The following is a 16696-nucleotide window of genomic DNA, read 5'->3' as shown; positions in this document are numbered from 1 at the left end:
GGTAGGGCCGTAGGGGCACCACCCATTCTCCCAGGTCCCACCGGCAGCGCGAAAACGGCTTTACAGTGCGTGGGATACTGGGCGTGATCTCTTGTACCCCTACGGAAACGGCAGCCATCCCATGGCCTCGGTCAATTCCCTCGCTTCCACGCTCCAGCAGCAGCTCGCGGACGCCCTGACGGCAGCACTGCCGGATGCCGGCACCGCGGACCCGCTGCTGCGCCGAAGCGACCGGGCCGACTTCCAGGCCAACGGGATCCTGGCCCTCGCCAAGAAGCTGAAGGGCAACCCGCGCGAGCTGGCGTCCCGGGTGACGGCCGCGATCCCGGCGGGCGACCTGATCGAGGAGATCGAGGTCTCCGGCCCCGGCTTCCTGAACATCACGCTCAGCGACAAGGCCATCATCGAGACCCTCGCCGCGCGCGCCGCGGACGACGAGGGCCGGCTCGGTGTGCCGTACGCGCAGAACGCCGGCACGACGGTCGTCGACTACGCGCAGCCGAACGTGGCGAAGGAGATGCACGTCGGGCACCTCCGCTCCGCGGTGATCGGTGACGCGATGGTGCAGATCCTGGAGTTCACGGGCGGGACCGTGGTCCGGCGGCACCACATCGGCGACTGGGGCACCCAGTTCGGCATGCTCATCCAGTACCTGATCGAGCACCCGGGCGAACTGAACCACGAGGGCGACGGCGGCGCGGCGGACGGCGAAGCCGCCATGTCCTCCCTGAACCGGCTCTACAAGGCCTCGCGGGCGCTCTTCGACTCCGACGAGGAGTTCAAGGCCCGCTCCCGGGACCGGGTCGTCGCGCTCCAAGCCGGTGACGAGGAGACGCTGGCCATGTGGCAGCGCTTCGTCGACGAGTCGAAGATCTACTTCTACTCGGTCTTCAACAAGCTCGACATGGAGATCCGCGACCCCGACATCGTCGGCGAGTCCGGCTACAACGACATGCTGGAGGAGACCTGCCGCATCCTGGAGGAGTCGGGCGTCGCCGTCCGCTCCGAAGGTGCGCTGTGCGTGTTCTTCGACGACGTGAAGGGCCCGGACGGCAACCTGGTGCCGCTGATCGTCAAGAAGTCGAACGGCGGCTACGGCTACGCGGCGACGGACCTTTCCGCGATCCGCGACCGGGTCCAGAACCTCAAGGCGAACACCCTGCTGTACGTGGTGGACGCGCGGCAGTCCCTGCACTTCAAGATGGTCTTCGAGACGGCCCGCCGCGCCGGCTGGCTGAACGAGGACGTCAAGGCCGTGCAGCTCGCCTTCGGCACGGTGCTCGGCAAGGACGGCAAGCCGTTCAAGACCCGTGAGGGCGAGACGGTCCGGCTGCAGGACCTGCTGGACGAGGCGATCGGCCGGGCGTCCACCGTCGTGCGCGAAAAGGCGAAGGACCTCACCGACGAGGAGATCACCGAGCGCGCCACGCAGGTCGGTATCGGCGCGGTGAAGTACGCGGACCTGTCGACGTCGGCCGCCCGCGATTACAAGTTCGACCTGGACCAGATGGTGTCGCTGACCGGCGACACGAGCGTGTATATCCAGTACGCGCACGCCCGGTCCCGCTCCATCAAGCGCAAGGCGGGCGAGCTGAAGTCCCAGCCGCACCCGGAGCTGGAGCTGGCCCCGGCCGAGCGCGCGCTGGGCCTGCACCTGGACCTGTTCGGCGAGGTCGTGGCCGAGGTCGCCGCCGCGTACGAGCCGCACAAGCTGGCCTCGTACCTCTACCAGCTGTCGTCGCTCTTCACGACGTTCTACGACCAGTGCCCGGTGCTGAAGCCCGAGGTTCCGGGCGATGTGGCCGAGAACCGCCTCTTCCTCTCGGACCTCACCGCCCGCACCCTGCACCAGGGCATGGAGCTGCTCGGCATCAGGACCCCCGAGCGCCTCTGACCCCCGAGCTCCTCCGAGCCCCGTCCGCACGCGCAGGCACCGGCCCAGTGGCCGTGACCGTTACTCCTTGGTCACCCACTGGGCCGTGTCGTGCCGGTACAGGTACTGCGGCCGCGTCTTGATGCTGCTGGTACGAAACGGCTTCCCGCCGTCGTCGATGCGCAGCGTCCCCTCACGGCCGCCGCTGCTCCACTCCAGCTCCAAGTACCAGCTGACGTCGTGCCCGTCGACGTGTGCATCGAGGTCGAACACCTCCACATCGGTGGAGGACACCCGGAACGGGAAGTCCTTCGGCGGCACCCGCTTGTCCCCCTGCCGCCCCGCAACCGGGGTGAGGGTCGGCCGACTGTCGTCGAGGCCGATATCGAAGGACTGCGGTGTGATACCACTCCCGCAGCCTTCCCCCATCGAGTACGCCGACCACGCCAGCGGTTCCTTGCGGGACAGCGTCCGCACATGCAGCCCCTGGAGCACGACGGCCTGATCGGACTTTCCCTGCACGGTGAGTTCGAGCAGCAGGCTGCCGCCGTCCACCCCGCCGAGCGCCCTGGCCCAGCCACGGGTGTCCTGCGGCGCGGGCGGCGGGGGCACCTCGTTCGGTTTCTGGTCCAGCACGTAGTACTGGCCGCAGGGCGCATCCCAGTTGTAAGAGCTGATGGTGGCGTTCAGGGGTACGCCCCCGCCCGCCTGCGCATCCGGCCCTGCTCCCGCTCCCGCGCTGTGGCCGGTGGACGCGGAGGCGGAGGCGGCACCTGACCCCGGGGACGGGGCGGTCGCCGCGCCGGACTTGCCGGGCTTGGCAGGCTTGCCCGACGGATCCGGCGTGCCGGGTGACGCGGGCGCGCTCTCGTCGTCGGGCAGTGCGGGTACGCCGTCCACGGCGGGAACATCGCTGAGGCTGCCGCTGTCCGTGCCCGAGAGATTGCTGACGATGATCGTGGTGGGCACGGTGAGCGCGACGACGGCGACGGCCGCGAGCAGGACGCGCGCCCGCGGGGAGGACCAGAACCGCCGGGGCCGGCTCGCCCCGGCCGTCGCGACCTCGGGCCGAGCGCGTCGCCGTCCTTGTCCTCGGGCGAAGCCACAGCCTCAGCCACAGCTCCCGGCTCGGGAACGGACTCGGAATCAGAAACGGGAGCAGGAACCGGAACGGAATCGGGAACGGCAACAGGACGCCGTCTCGCCGCATCGGCCACGATCCACCGCCGGTGCAGCTCCACCAGCTCGTCGGGGCTCGCCCCGCACAGCCGCCCCAGCCGCTCCACCGGCGCGTACTCATTGGGCACGGCGTCACCGTTGCAGTACCGGTGGAGCGTCGAAGTGCTGACGTGCAGTCTTCCGGCGAGAACCCCGTAGCTGTGCCCCGAACGGCCCTTCAGTTCCTTCAGCAGAGCCGCGAATTCCTCAGCCTCCGGCGTCGCCACTGCGGCGTTCCCCCTCCTGGTTCGTCCCGGAACACCGTTCCAGGGACGTTCAAACTGCCCAGGTCACAGTACGCGCAAGCATTCCAGCTTCCCCCATGGGCCATTCGGCGTTGCGGCCGGAATCCGCCGTCCCGCAGTCTGTGACCACACCGCAGAGACCACCGGGACGACGCAGTGCGCACCCGTTTCCGCATCGAGCTGATCGATGCCGCGGCAATCGGCGTAGTGATCGTGTCGACCACGATCGTCACGGTCCTGATCTGCCATCACTGACTGAACGACCTCACCCACACATACGGGGAGTACCACCACCATGCGCAACAACCGCGTCCGCACCACCGCCCTCGCCGCGACCGCCCTCCTGGCCGCCCTCTCGCTCACCGCCTGCAGCGACAACGGCAGCGGTGACAACGGCAAGGCGGGAGCGGCGGCTCCGGCAGGGAGCACCGCCGACCAGCAGTCCCCGGCGGCCACCGCGCCGGACTCGGGCAAGGACGCCAAGGACACCGACAGCACGTCCAACGCCCCTGCCGAGAACACGGCGGACCGCTCCAAGGGCTCCACCTCCGGCGCGGGCGGCCAGAAGAGCAACACCGGCGCCACCGGCAACAAGGGCACCGGCAACAGCTCCCCCGTCACCTGCACCGGCGAGAACACCAAGGTCACCGTCAGCAAGGTGAGCCGCCCCATCAACCACCTGCTGCTCACCGCGACCAACACGGGCAACCGCCCCTGCTACGCGTACCACGCGCCGGCGCTCCGCTTCGACGAAGCCCAGGCCGCCTTCCCGGTCCTCCGCGACAGCATCCCGCAGGCCGTGGTCACCCTTGAGCCGGGTCAGTCCGCCTACGCCTCCATCGGGCTGTTCGGTGAGTCCGACGGCAAGGACCTGAACAAGAGCACGCACCTGACGGTGTACTTCACCTCGAAGAGCAACTCGGGCTCCACGGGCTCCCCGGCAGAACTGACGCTCCCGGCCGACACGTACTGGGGCAGCAACGGCTTCGTCACCTACTGGCAGAGCGACATGGCCGACGCCCTCACCCACTGATCCCTCTCGCGCAGCAAGCGCCAACCCGCCTTCCCCCAAGGGCAGTAGATCGTAGAATCCCACCTACCGGATGGAGTCCGGCAAGGCCTGGCCGTTCTCGGCCACCACCTGCTCGGAGACCACCGACTTCGCGATCGATGTGCCGATCAGCCTCGCCGTGCTGGAGGGCACACAGGCGACCGGCGAAGGCTACGCCTGCATGCGCAACCTGAAGCCGCCACACCCCGGAGACCCGGGCGGGGGCGGCGGCCCCAGGATCGAGGTCGGCGACTGCGTGCACAGCGGCCCGAAGAAGAACGACACCATCGAGGAGGTCGCCTGCCGGACCAAGGGCAAGAAGAACGGCGCGACCCACAAGATCACGGAGATTCTTGAGGACAGGTTCGTGGGCGGTTTCAGCGACCCGTGCGAGGGCAAGGCCGACGCGGTCTTCAGCGAGAACCCGCTCTTCGACTCCGACCCGGCCAAGAACGACCGCGTCTCTGCGGCAAGAAGCTCTGACTCAAGCGACGGCGGGCAGCCCCGCCACCGGATCAGTCCCGGTAGTCCGGCGCCACCCGGTCCAGCAGACGCAGCATCGCCGCCCAGGCCAGGTCGTACGCCCCGTCGTCCTGGAAGTCCGCGTCCGCCTCGCCCGCGAGCTGGCGGGCGGTGTACTCGCAGGTCTCGGGAGGGGGGACGATCAGCGGTCCGCCGCCCGCCTGGGCGGTGACCTGGATCTCGCATGCCTTCTCCAGGTAGTACATGCGCAGGAATGCCTGGGCGGCGCTCTCTCCCACCGTCAGCAGACCGTGGTTGCGCAGGATCAGCGCCGGATGGGTGCCGATGTCGTCGACCAGGCGCTTCTGCTCGTCGAGGTTGAGAGCGACGCCCTCGTAGTCGTGGTAGCCGACGCGGTTGTAGAACTCCATCGACATCTGGTTGAGCGGCAGCAGCCCGTCGCGCTGCGCGGCCACTGCGCAGCCGGCCCTGGTGTGGGTGTGCAGCACGCAGTGGGCGTCCTCACGCGCGGCGTGGATCGCGCTGTGGATGACGAAGCCTGCGGGGTTGACCGGATACGGGGTGGGCTCGACCGGGTTGCCCGCCAAATCGATCTTGACCAGGTTGGAGGCGGTGATCTCCTCGAAGAGGAGACCGTAGGGGTTGATGAGGAAGTGGTGATCGGGCCCCGGAAGCCGCAGCGAGATGTGCGTGAAGATCAGGTCGGTCATCCGGAAGTGCGCCACGAGCCGGTATACCGCGGCGAGTTCGCGCCGCAGTCGCGTCTCCTCGTCGGCAGTTGCGTCGGCGGTCTGCACGTCGGTCATGAGGAGGCTCCTTCGAGGGTCGGGTCGACCACGGGGGTGAGGGGTCGCCCGGTGCGGTGCCAGGCGATGACGTTCTCGGCGGGTGCGCACACGTACGCCCGCTGCGACGCGTCGGACAGATAGGCACTGTGCGGGGACAGCTGGATGCGCGGGTGGCTGCGCAACGGGTCGTCGAGCGGCGGGGGTTCGACCGGGAACACGTCCAGTGCCGCCGCCCCGAGCCGTCCGCTGTCCAGGGCGGCCAGCAGGGCCGCTGTGTCGACGAGTTCGCCGCGGGCGACGTTCACGAGGAAGGCGCCGGGCCGCATCCGGGCGAGCAGCGCCGTGTCGACCATGCCGCGGGTCTGCGGAGTCAGCGGTGTGTGCAGGGAGAGTACGTCGGAGCCGGCGACCAGTTCGTCCAGGCCGAGCCGCTCGACACCGTCGGGCCACCCGGCCGCGTCGGCGTGCGGGTCGTACGCGGCGACGCGGCCGAAGACGGGGGCCGCGATCCGGGCCAGGACCCGCGCGATGCGTCCGAATCCCCACAGTCCGAGTGTCAACTCCCCCGCCCTGCGCGGCAGTGCGGCGAATTCGGTGTTCCAGCCGCCACCGCGCACGGTGGCGTCTGCCTGGGGCAGCGCGCGCACCAGGCTGAGCGCACTGGCGAGCGCATGCACCGCGACGTCCTCGGTCGCGGCGTGCGGAAGGTTGCTCACCCACAGCCCGCGGCGCCGCGCCTGCGCCGTGTCGATCATGTCGTACCCGGCGGACATGGTGGCCAGCATCCCGACACCGGGGAGGCGGTCGAGCAGCGCGGCGTCCACGGGCGCGTAGCCGACGATCAGCGCGACGGCGTCACGCGCGGCTACGGCGATCGCGTCCGGGTCGCGGCTGCCGACGACGCGCGTGTCGAATCCCGCGTCGGTCAGCAGCCGTACGCCGGGACCGACGTCGAGCTCCTCGGGGTCCGTGAACACCACCAGGGGCCGGCTCATCCCATCCTCCTCAAGTTGCACAGAGCGTCACGCAATGATGATTCGTTCGCCACGCTCGCGCAGAACCTACGTTTCATCCGAGAGAATTGTCCAGCGATGGTGATGCGATCGTCAGCGATGCGCACCGTCCGGGTCCGGACCCCGAACCCCAGTGTTCGAGAATGGACCCCGCCCCGGGCGCACCCGCCCCGGGCTGTCGAGCCGAGGGGAACCGCTCAGGTGGAGCTGGACCACACCGATCTGGCCGTCGTCCGCGAACTGCAGACGGACGGCCGCCTGACGTACGAGACGCTGGCGCAGCGCGTCGGCCTCTCCCGGCCCGCCACCCGCGCCCGGGTACAGCGACTGCTCGCGGGTGGCGGTGTGCGGGTGGTGGCCGTCGTGCATCCCGCCGTACGGGAGCTGACGGCATCGGCCCACCTGTCGATCGGCGTGAGCGGCCCGGCCGGGCCGGTGGCCCGCGCGATCGCCGCCATGTCGCAGGCACCGTTCGTCACGCTCACCGCGGGCAGCCGCGCCATCATGGCGGAGCTGCGCACCAAGGGACTGGCCGAGCTGGACCGGGCCGTGGAGTCCATCCGCTCCCTGAAGGGTGTGGATGTGGTGGATCCACTGATCTCCCTGGAGCATCTCAAGGATCCGTATCTGCTGGCAGGCCGTCCCGAGGTGCCGGAACTGGACGAGACGGACCGGCTGATCCTGGACGAGCTGGAGCGCGACGGGCGGCTGCCCTTCGCGGAACTCGCCGAGCGCGTGGGCCTCTCACCCGGCGCCGCCCGCGCCCGCACGCTGCGCCTCCTCGACGGCGGCGTCGCCAAAGTGCTCGCACTGGTCCGCCCGGAGTTGCTGGGGCTGGGCTTCCTGTGCGGGTTCGCCGTACGGCTGGACGGCGAGCGGGACCCGGTCGCCCGACACCTGGCGGCCTGGGACCGGGTCTCGTTCCTCTCCGCCTGCGTGGGGCGCGCGGAGCTCGTCGGAACGATCAGCGCGGAGTCGCTCGCGGCGGTGCGCGACACGCTGGAGGACATGCGGGCCTGTACGGGCGTACGGGCGGTGGAGAGCTGGATCCATCTGGAACTGATCAAGGAGCGCTACGACCTCACCAACCACCCGTCCTGACGAGAAACCCCTCCCCCTGCGACCACGCGCCGGACGATACGTAAGTGAAACTCGCCATAACATTCCGAAAAATTTGTGAGTGAAGGGTCTAGGCAAGTCATCGTCTGCTGCATATCGTCCATGCGAACGAATCAGCCGTTGCGGACTCTCCGCGCGTACGGCTCCTCATGGACGTCCCCCGGTCGAAAGCAGGCCCCCTCATGCACCACCCCCTCGACGACGCCGACCGCACGCTCCTGGTGACCGGCGCGGCCGTCGCCGCGCCCGGCACCTCCGTACGCGCCGAGGCGCTGGCCGTCCGCGGCGGCCGGGTCGTCCACGTCGGCACCGCCGACGACGCCCGCGCCGCGCTCGGCGGCCGCGCCGACGACGTCCTCGACCTCGACGGCGGCCTCGTCCACCCCGGATTCGTCGACGCCCACTGCCACCCGGTCATGTACGGGCAGGCACTCGCCTGGGTGGACTGCCGCCCCGAACGCGTACCCGACATCGAGACGCTCGTCGCCGTTCTCACCGACGCCGCCCGCGAACTGCCCGCCGGAGTCCCGGTGCGCGGCTTCGGCTACGAGCACCGCCGGCTCGCCGAGCGCCGCCACCCCACCTGCCACGACCTGGACCGCGTCGCCACCGAACGCGAGGTGTACGTGATGAACGCCTCCGGCCACGGCGGCGTCGTCAACTCCCACACCCTGCGCACCTGCGGTGTCACCGCAGGCACTCCCGACCCCGAGGGCGGCAGTATCGGCCGCTTCACCTCCGGCGAGCCCGACGGCCAGCTCTGGGACGCCGCCTGCGACCTGCTCACCGGCCCCGGCGGCGTGAAGATCGGCAACCACGGCCCGAACTTCCATCTCTCCGAGCCCGACGCCATCATGGCCGACCACCTCCAGCGCGCCCAGGACGTCTTCCTCGCCGCCGGAGTCACCACCGTCGGCGACGCCCAGGCGTCCCGCCGCGAGATGGAGACGTACCTGCGCGCCCGCGCCGACGGCTCCCTGCGCATGCGCGTCTCCGCCTACCTCACCTCCGCCCTTCTCGACACCGCGCTCGACCTGGGCGTGGTGAACGGCTTCGGTGACGACCTGTTCCGCGTCCAGGGCGTCAAGTTCTACGCCGACGGGACGCTCGGCGGCTGGACCGCGTACTTCCCCGAGGGGTACGCCGCCGACTGCTGCCACCACGGGCAGCTGTACCACTCGGCGGAGGAGTACGCCGAGATCGTCGCCCGCGCCCACCGCGCCGGACTCCAGACCGCGACGCACGCCCAGTCCCCGTACGCCATCGGCATGGTCCTCGACGCCATCGAGAAGGCACAGGCCAACCGGGAGCGCCCCGACATGCGCCACCGGATCGAGCACTCGGGCCTGCCCACCGACGAACAGATCGCCCGCATGGGCCGGTTGGGCGCCATCCCGGTCATGCAGCCCCAGCACCACCTGCGCACCGGCGACGGCACCCTGACCGCCGTCGGCGACCTCGGCCACCGCTACAACCCGGCCGGCACCTGCCTCGCCGCCGGAGTCCCCGTCGTCTTCAGCTCGGACGCCCCCGTCGCCCCGCCCGCCCCGCTGGAGGCCGTCTCCGCCGCCGCGACCCGGCGCACCGTCCTCGGCACCGTCCTCGGCGACGCCTCGCTGCGGATGCCGGTGGCGGACGGTCTCCTCGCGCACACCGAGTCGGCCGCCCGGGCCCTGCACCGCGAACACGCCGTGGGCGCCCTGGCCCCGGGCATGCTCGCCGACTTCGTCGTCCTGGACAGCGACCCGCTCACCGCGGACCCGGCCGAACTCGCCTCCGTCGGCGTACGCGAGACATGGATCGGCGGCACCCGCGCCTGGTCCGCCCCCGGCCGCTGACCCACCCCTCCCGCTCTCCACTCTCCGCTCTCCCGCTCGCACCACCCCCCTTCCCCGCCGCCCCTCCCGCCCCCGGAGGCCCCATGTCCCCGCAGCCCAGCACCGGAAAGAGCCCGTACAGAGCCGCCTTCGCGGCACTGGCCGGAACCTCCATCGAGTGGTACGACTTCTACGCGTTCGCCACCGCAGCGGCGATCGTCTTCAACGACGTGTTCTTCCCGCCGGACATGTCGCCGTATCTCAGGACCCTGTCCGCCTTCGCGACCTTCGCCATCGGCTTCCTGCTGCGCCCGCTCGGCGGCATCGTCTTCGGACACATCGGTGACCGCGTCGGGCGCAAGAAGACCCTGGTCATCACGCTGGTGATGATGGGCGTCGCGTCCTTCGCCATCGGCCTGCTGCCCACGTACGCCCAGGTCGGCGCGCTCGCCCCGATCCTGCTGATCGTGCTGCGCCTGGTCCAGGGCATCGCGATCGGCGGGGAGTGGGGCGGCGCGGTACTGATCGCCGTGGAGAACGCCCCGCGCGGCAAGGCCGCCTTCTTCGGATCGTTCGCCCAACTCGGATCGTCCGTCGGCGCACTGCTCTCCACGGGCGCCTTCAGCCTGATGAACCTCTTCGGCGACGACGCGTTCATGAGCTGGGGCTGGCGCGTGCCCTTCCTGGCCTCCGCCGTGCTGGTGATCGTGGGGCTGATCGTCCGGGTCAAGCTGGAGGAGTCCCCGGTCATGGAGGAGGTGCGCAAGGAACAGGAGGCGAAGGAGGACGGGGCGGCCAAGCTGCCCGTCGTGGAGGTCTTCCAGAAGGCCTGGCGGACGGTCCTCATCGGCGTCTTCGCACTGGCCACCGCGACCGGCGGCTACTACGTCGTCACCAGCTTCCTGCTCTCGTACGGCACCGGGGACCTCCACCTGTCGGAGTCCATGCTGCTGAACGGCCTCACCCTGGCGGCCTTCCTGGAACTCCTCGTCACGCCCTGGCTGTCCTGGCTCGCCGACCGGGTCGGACCGCACAAGGTCGTGATCGCCGGCCTCGCGGGCGTCATCGTCCTCTCCGTACCGCAGTTCATGGTGCTGGGCACCGGCAGCGTCTTCCTCATCTGGCTGATGATGCTGGCCATGCGCCTGGTGATGTCCGCGCTGTACGGGCCCATCGCCTCGATCCTCGTCGAGGGCTTCGCCCCGCACGTCCGCTACACCGGCATCTCCCTCTCCTACCAGATCTGCAACATGATCTTCGGCGGCCTCGCACCGCTGGCCGCGGTCTCCCTCGCCGCGGCCGCGGGCGGCCACTACTGGCCCCCGGCCGTCATGCTGATGGTGATCTCGGCGGTCGGCATCGTCTGCACGGCGCGCCTGCGCCGACTCGGCACACCGTCGGCCGGCGAGCAGACGCCGGACCCGACCCGGCAGGCGGTACAGGCCGCCTCGTAAAGGCCTGCGGCCACGCCGTGTCCTCGATCGCCGGACGGGCTTGAATTTCAAGCCCGTCCGGCGATCGAGGCACAACGGCAACCGGACGGACCCGGTCGAGCCATGCGGCCACAGCGCTGGCATCGGCCTCATGGCGATGTTCGTGCACCTGACCCACGCAGCGAATGCGGCCCGCCTCCGCCACCGGCTCGGACAGGACCCGCACCCGGACGTCCGCGAGGCCGTCGAGTTCACCCGGCCCGATCAGCCCTGACCGAACTCGCACCACACCACCTTGCCGGGCTCCCGTTCCCCCACGCCCCACAGATCCGCCAGCGCCTCCACGATCAGCAGCCCCCGCCCCGACTCCCCCTCCGGCTCCCGAACCCCCGGCTCACCGTCACCGCTGTCGTGGACCTCGACCCGCACCTGCTCCTGCTCCCCCAGCCACAGCCGCACCCGGTACCCGCGCCCCGGCGGCACCCCGTGCAACACCGCATTGGTCGCCAGCTCACTCATGCACAGCAGCACGTCGTCCGTCCGCTCCTCGCCGAACCCCCAGTCGGCAAGCGCGGTGCGTACGAACTCCCTCGCCTCCCGGACCGAACGCCGCTCACGCCGGTAGAACCGTTCGCGCAGCAACGGGAGTTCCATCGTCTCGTTCATGAGACGAGAGTCACACTCCGTGACTACGGTGATGCAGTAAGTGCACCCATACAAATTTGTTGTACGGGTCGTACGCGCGTGAAGTACGGACGAGGGTGGGAGTTCGAACCGTATGCACCCCAGGAAGCGGCAGCGCAAGAACGCGTCCTCCATGAAACTCGTGGGCAAACTGGTCGGCGTGTTCCGCACAGCGGCAGACCTGACCCAGACACAGCTCGCGGACCGGGTGGGCCACCAGGTGGAGACGATCGCCTCCATCGAACAGGGCAGGCGCACACTACTGCCGGACCTGGCACGCCAGTTGGACCATCTGCTGGAGACGAAGGGGGCGCTGGAGACGGCGGTGGAGAACATGCCGGAGGTCGATCTGATCCCGGCGTGGGCGGAGCAGTTCTTGGACTTGGAGCGGGACGCACTTGCTTTGTCCTTCTACGAGAACCAAGTGATTCCGGGCCTGCTCCAGACACCGAACTACGCCCGCGCAGTCTTTGAGAGCAGGGTTCCGACCTTCGCTGAGGAGGAGGTCCAAACACTGACCGCAATGCGTCTGAAGCGGCAGGACAGACTGCACCGCAAGACCCCGCCCTGTATTAGCTTCGTAGTCTCCGAAGCCACGGTGCTTGCCCACCTCGGTGGGGCCGAAGTGCGTATGGAGATGCTTCGCCATCTGCGTCACTGCGCCGGCCTGCCGGGAATCACCATCCAAGTCATGCCCCTCGGCCGTCATACCCACGCAGCCCTCGACGGCCCGTTCGTGCTCCTGGAGACGCCGGACCACCAGCACCTTGCCTATGCCGAGACGCAACGTGGCAGCCAGCTCATCGCGGAACCAAACGAGGTCAGCATCCTGGCCCAAAGGTATGCGATGCTGCGGACGCAGGCCCTCAACCCCGAGGACACGAAGGGCCTGTTGGACCGGCTGCTAGGAGAGCAATGAGCACCGCACGTAAGTGGTTCAAGTCCAGCTACAGCGGTAGCGACGGCGGCAACTGCCTGGAAGTCGCATACGACTGGCAGACGTCGAGCTACAGCGGCAGCGAAGGTGGCGCCTGCGTCGAGGTCGCCGCCCACCCCACCGACGTCCACGTCCGCGACTCCAAGAACCCCGACGGCCCCACCCTCACCGTCGCGCCCACCACCTGGACGGCCTTCACCGCGCACATCGGCGCCTGAATCCCGGGCCGGAGGGCCGACTGTCAGTGGCGGCCCTTAGGGTCACCGACATGGCGACGCTTCCGAACCCGCTCCCGTCACTGGCAACCTCCGGGCTCCAGCTCCCGCCCGGCACACTGGTCGACACAACGAACGACGGCCCGTGGCACGAACCCCTGCTCTGGTACGCCGACGGGCCCGCGTCCCCCGGGACGTGGGCCGGGCTGCGCGTCTCGGGGCGGACCGTCGGGCTCCTTCCCGTGCTGATTGACGGCGGGATGCGCGACCAGTGGCCGGAGGACTGGGATCTCGACCCGGCGGGGACCTCGTACCCCGGCGACCACGACGCCGAGGATGTACTGAGTGAGTTCTGGGAGTCGTACGCACCCGACGAACTCGACGCCGCCGACGACGAGTGGCCGGGACTCGCGCCCACCCCGTCCGCGGACGGACCGGACGCCCCCGACGACCTGGCCACCGAGATCGCCAACGAACTCACCGATCCGGACGGTCCGATGGCCGGACTTCGGCCGGCGCTCGTCCCCGCACGGCGCAGTGCGGACATCCCGGCGGCGATCGGCTGGTCGGGCCCGCTCAACCACGAGAACGACGTGGCCCGGCTCTGCGCGGTGCTGCGTTCCTGGGAGGACCGGTTCGGCATACGGGTCGTGGCGCTCGGCTTCGACACCCTGATCGTCTCGGTGGGGCGGCCGCCCACCACCGAGGCGGAGGCTCGGGCACTCGCCGCCGAACACTTCGCGTTCTGCCCGGACAACATCGCCCACAACACCCCGGACACCCTGGGCGCCTACGCGGACCAGTGCGTGCTGGGCAAGGAGTCCTGGTCGTTCTGGTGGGACTGAGAGCCGGGGCCGGGACCTCACCCCAGGTCCCGGCCCCCTCTCCCGCTAGTGGATCCTGAAACTGTCGACGATCATGTAGTCGCCCGTCTTCATGACGCCCTTGAGGGTGTGGATTCCGGGTGTCAGCCCGGTCCTGCTGAAGACGGTCTTCTGGTGCACGCGAGTGGCGTTGTAGTTGTCGATCGTGCCGACGGACCGGCCGTCGAGGAAGAGCTCGACCTCGCCCTCGTCGGTGTTGACCTGGGTGATGAGGTCGATCGCGGTGCCGTTGAAGGCGAGCTCGAAGGAGTCGCCCGGGGCCTGCGTGGCATGCACGTCGTCGGCCCATCCACCGGCCCCGCCCCGGGACCTGTTCTTCCAGTCCCATCCGGTGCCCGTGTACGCAACCCCTGAGGTGTTGTTGATCTGCTCGCCGTCGGCGGGCTTGCGCAGGGTCACGTCGACCGATGCCTGGTTGCGCCAGACCTTCAGTGGAACGTCGGTGCCGGGAGCCGCCTGGTTGTACACGAGCCAGAAGCTGTTGCGGTCGGTGACCTGGCGGCCTCCGATCTCTCTGATGACGTCATTGGCGCGCAGTCCTTGCCGGTACGCCTCCGAGGTGTCGGGCACAGAGGTCAGGTGCAGACCGTTGGTGTCGGTCAGGCCCGTGGCGGACTTGATCGCGTCGGAGTGGATCCGCGTCACCGGTGCGCCCAGCAGCGGTTCCGGGAAGGCGTCGAGGGTGTCGGTGGCGGGAGGCACGGTGGGCCAGGTGAGCGGCGGCGGCGTCGGGGAACCGGCCTTGCCGAAGCCGTCCATCGCGATGTTGCGGAAGCCGAGCGCCAGCGCGGGCGAATCGGACCCGACGGTGTAGTCGAGCTTCTTCGGGTCGTCGAAGGGGGAGACACCCGTGAACTTCGGGTCGGCGATCACCGACCGGGTGTCCAGCCCCTGGGCGCGCCAGGCCTCGCCGAGCCCCTGGACGGTCTTCCCGTTGTTCCAGAACAGGTTGTCGTTGATGACGGGCTTGCTCCTGGCCATGTCGACCTGGATCAGGCTGTAGGGGGTGTCGGTGACGAAGACGTTCTTCTCGACGACATCGCCACTGTCCGCGAACCAGACATGGAAGTGCGCGCCGCCGTTGACGAACACGTTGTTGCGTACGGTCCGGTGGAAGCCTTCGCGCAGCTTGACCCCGCCGTTGAGCAGCAGATTGTCCTCGATGAGGTAGTTGGAGCTGCCGTCGTCGAGGTCGATGTCCCAGTGCGACGAGTGCCGGATCCGGTTGTGGCGGATGACGGTGGTCTCCATGGCGTCCAGTCCTGCGTACGACTTCTTCGTCGCGTCGTCGGCGGTCAGCGGCCAGAAGCGGTCGCGGCCCCAGGAGTTGAACGGCCCGTGGTCGGACGTCTCCTTCACGCAGTTGAAGATGTCGTTGTTCTCGATGAGGTGCCCGCCCCACGTGCCGTCGTTGATGTCGACGCATGCACGGGGACCGTCGTGGATGGTGTTGCCGTCGACGGTGACGCGGCGGCTCATCGATATCTGCACGCCGGAGGTCTGCTTCTCGAACTGACCGTTGTCGTGCATGTAGTTGTCGCGGATGCTGATGTCGCGGGGGTAGTTCTCGGTCTTCGGTCCCGGCTGGGTGTCGCTGATGGTCCTGCGCATGCTGTCCCAGGTGGACGGCTCGCGGACCGCGTCAGGACTGCCGATGACAGCGACATCGGAGGCTCCGGAGTGGCTGAACTCATTGCCCGAGACGGCGTCACGGCTGTTGTACCCGTCGACGAGGACCGCGTTGCCGCCCACCTGGTCGAAGTGCGAGTCGCTCACCACGACGTTCTCGGTGTTCTTCAGATGGACCGCAGCCGCTCGCACGAATGCCCAGTCGCCGAGCTGGAGCTTCTCGTACGGCTGGTTGAACAGCGTGCGATGGGTCTGGGTGAAGGTGAAGCCGGAGAAGGTCAGATGGTGGACGGCATCGCCCGGACCGTTGCCCTCCACTCGGATCAACTCGTTCTGCTCTGCCGTCTCGACACGCGTCTTCGCGGGATCGACGCCCTCGGGGGGATAGAAGTAGAGCTTCCCGGCAGGCTTGTCGTAGAACCACTCGCCGGGCGCGTCGAGCTCCTCGAAGACGTTCTCGACCATGCGGTACGTACCGTGCAGACCGCTGCCCCGGTTGTTGTCACCGACCCAGGCAAGCTCCGGCGTGCCGTCCGCCTTCACGCCCGTGACCTTGAAGGAGTTCCCGCCCCACATGCCGTCGTGCAGACCACGCACGAGAGCCGTCGTCGGATTCTTCCAACCGGCCACGCGTTGCGCGGAGATGGCGTCGGATGCGTACCCACCGAGGATCGCCGTGTCCGGGTCGTGGTTCGGGTACCTGGCAAGCGTCTGCCGCTCCCCGTCGAGGAAGAGCCCGTCGAAGTCGAGACCGGCTCCGATGTCGGCGACCTCGACGGCGCCCGAGTAGGAGCGCCACTGCGGTGCGAGAGAGCGGCCGCCACTGATGACGACGCGCTCGCCGGGCGCCGCGACATAGCGGACCGGGGCTTTCGCGGTACCCGAGTCGGCAACGCCGAATCTCAGCGCGGACTGCACCCGGTACGTACCGCCGTGCACCACGACATCGACCGGTCTCCCCTGACGCACCGCCGTACGAAGCGATGTGCGGACGGCCTTCTGAACCCGCTCCAGCGTCTGGAACGGCTCGGCCGCCGACCCCTTGGCCTTGTCACTGCCGGTGGGTGAGACATGAAAGACGATCGGCGCCCCGCTCCGGGCGGCGGCCGGGGCGACGGGCAGTACAACCAGCCCGACGCCCATCGCGGCGACGGCCACGACGGAAGTCAGCGCTGAGGCCGGGGTTCGGCGGCCGGGACACAGGCCTGGGGCGGTGCGCATGGGCACTCCTCATCGACGGTCACGCGGGTCGGCTTTCCTTGAGTCAGGCATCCAATGTCTGCGCCCAACTTCTGCGAGTTGTACAG

13 protein-coding genes and 1 pseudogene are annotated in these 16696 nt (G+C 69.2%); 9 read left to right on the top strand and 5 right to left on the bottom strand.

Annotated features, from left to right (window positions below; translation table 11 throughout):
• The first annotated feature begins 121 nt into the window (after nt 1-121).
• Nucleotides 122-1894, top strand: coding sequence for an arginine--tRNA ligase (gene argS, locus AB0I23_RS29185; RefSeq protein ID WP_359113702.1), 1773 nt, complete (start codon nt 122-124; stop codon nt 1892-1894).
• 60 nt (nt 1895-1954) lie between these two features.
• On the opposite strand, the pseudogene AB0I23_RS29180 reads toward argS, so the two are convergent.
• Nucleotides 1955-3318: pseudogene (locus AB0I23_RS29180) on the bottom strand (helix-turn-helix domain-containing protein).
• 313 nt (nt 3319-3631) lie between these two features.
• Here AB0I23_RS29180 and AB0I23_RS29170 point away from each other — a divergent pair.
• Complete coding sequence (locus AB0I23_RS29170) at nt 3632-4369, top strand: DUF4232 domain-containing protein (protein ID WP_359113700.1); 738 nt, start codon at nt 3632-3634, stop codon at nt 4367-4369.
• A gap of 533 nt (nt 4370-4902) precedes the next feature.
• On the opposite strand, the gene AB0I23_RS29165 is transcribed toward AB0I23_RS29170, so the two are convergent.
• The gene (locus AB0I23_RS29165) at nt 4903-5676 is read right to left on the bottom strand and encodes a class II aldolase/adducin family protein (protein WP_359113698.1); all 774 of its coding nucleotides are present in this window, start codon (nt 5674-5676) and stop codon (nt 4903-4905) included.
• The gene (locus AB0I23_RS29160; protein WP_359113696.1) at nt 5673-6653 is read right to left on the bottom strand and encodes a C-terminal binding protein; all 981 of its coding nucleotides are present in this window, start codon (nt 6651-6653) and stop codon (nt 5673-5675) included. Before AB0I23_RS29160 ends, AB0I23_RS29165 begins: the two co-directional genes overlap by 4 nt.
• A 219-nt stretch (nt 6654-6872) precedes the next feature.
• Here AB0I23_RS29160 and AB0I23_RS29155 point away from each other — a divergent pair, with 219 nt between their 5' ends.
• From AB0I23_RS29155 to AB0I23_RS29140, 4 genes are all read left to right on the top strand, one after another.
• Nucleotides 6873-7772: an Lrp/AsnC family transcriptional regulator gene (locus AB0I23_RS29155; RefSeq protein ID WP_359113694.1), complete on the top strand. Its 900-nt coding sequence runs from the start codon at nt 6873-6875 to the stop codon at nt 7770-7772.
• Nucleotides 7773-7972: 200 nt separating this feature from the next.
• Complete coding sequence (locus tag AB0I23_RS29150; RefSeq protein ID WP_359113692.1) at nt 7973-9628, top strand: amidohydrolase; 1656 nt, start codon at nt 7973-7975, stop codon at nt 9626-9628.
• Nucleotides 9629-9711: 83 nt separating this feature from the next.
• Nucleotides 9712-11061, top strand: a complete 1350-nt coding sequence (locus AB0I23_RS29145; protein ID WP_359113690.1) for an MFS transporter — start codon at nt 9712-9714, stop codon at nt 11059-11061.
• Between the two features lie 130 nt (nt 11062-11191).
• A complete protein-coding gene (locus tag AB0I23_RS29140; protein ID WP_359113688.1) occupies nt 11192-11314 on the top strand; it encodes a hypothetical protein in 123 nt (40 codons plus the stop codon).
• On the opposite strand, the gene AB0I23_RS29135 is transcribed toward AB0I23_RS29140, so the two are convergent.
• Nucleotides 11305-11706: an ATP-binding protein gene (locus AB0I23_RS29135; protein ID WP_359113687.1), complete on the bottom strand. Its 402-nt coding sequence runs from the start codon at nt 11704-11706 to the stop codon at nt 11305-11307. The genes AB0I23_RS29140 and AB0I23_RS29135 overlap by 10 nt on opposite strands.
• A 151-nt stretch (nt 11707-11857) precedes the next feature.
• Between AB0I23_RS29135 and AB0I23_RS29130 the strand changes: the two genes are divergently transcribed.
• From AB0I23_RS29130 to AB0I23_RS29120, 3 genes are read left to right on the top strand one after another with little or no spacing between them, the layout of a single operon-like run.
• Nucleotides 11858-12643, top strand: a complete 786-nt coding sequence (locus AB0I23_RS29130) for a helix-turn-helix domain-containing protein (RefSeq protein WP_359113685.1) — start codon at nt 11858-11860, stop codon at nt 12641-12643.
• Nucleotides 12640-12879, top strand: a complete 240-nt coding sequence (locus AB0I23_RS29125) for a DUF397 domain-containing protein (protein WP_359113684.1) — start codon at nt 12640-12642, stop codon at nt 12877-12879. The genes AB0I23_RS29130 and AB0I23_RS29125 overlap by 4 nt, the downstream gene beginning before the upstream one ends.
• A gap of 50 nt (nt 12880-12929) precedes the next feature.
• Nucleotides 12930-13721: a DUF4253 domain-containing protein gene (locus tag AB0I23_RS29120; protein ID WP_359113682.1), complete on the top strand. Its 792-nt coding sequence runs from the start codon at nt 12930-12932 to the stop codon at nt 13719-13721.
• A 45-nt stretch (nt 13722-13766) separates the two neighbouring features.
• Here the strand turns inward: AB0I23_RS29120 and AB0I23_RS29115 are convergent, their stop codons facing one another.
• Complete coding sequence (locus AB0I23_RS29115; protein WP_359113680.1) at nt 13767-16610, bottom strand: PDZ domain-containing protein; 2844 nt, start codon at nt 16608-16610, stop codon at nt 13767-13769.
• Between the last annotated feature and the right edge of the window lie 86 nt (nt 16611-16696).

It is taken from the genome of Streptomyces atratus, assembly GCF_040655115.1.
Taxonomy (GTDB): Bacteria; Actinomycetota; Actinomycetes; order Streptomycetales; family Streptomycetaceae; genus Streptomyces; species Streptomyces atratus_D.
Note: the sequence above shows the minus strand (reverse complement) of the source record. Positions and strands in the feature narration are given on the sequence as shown.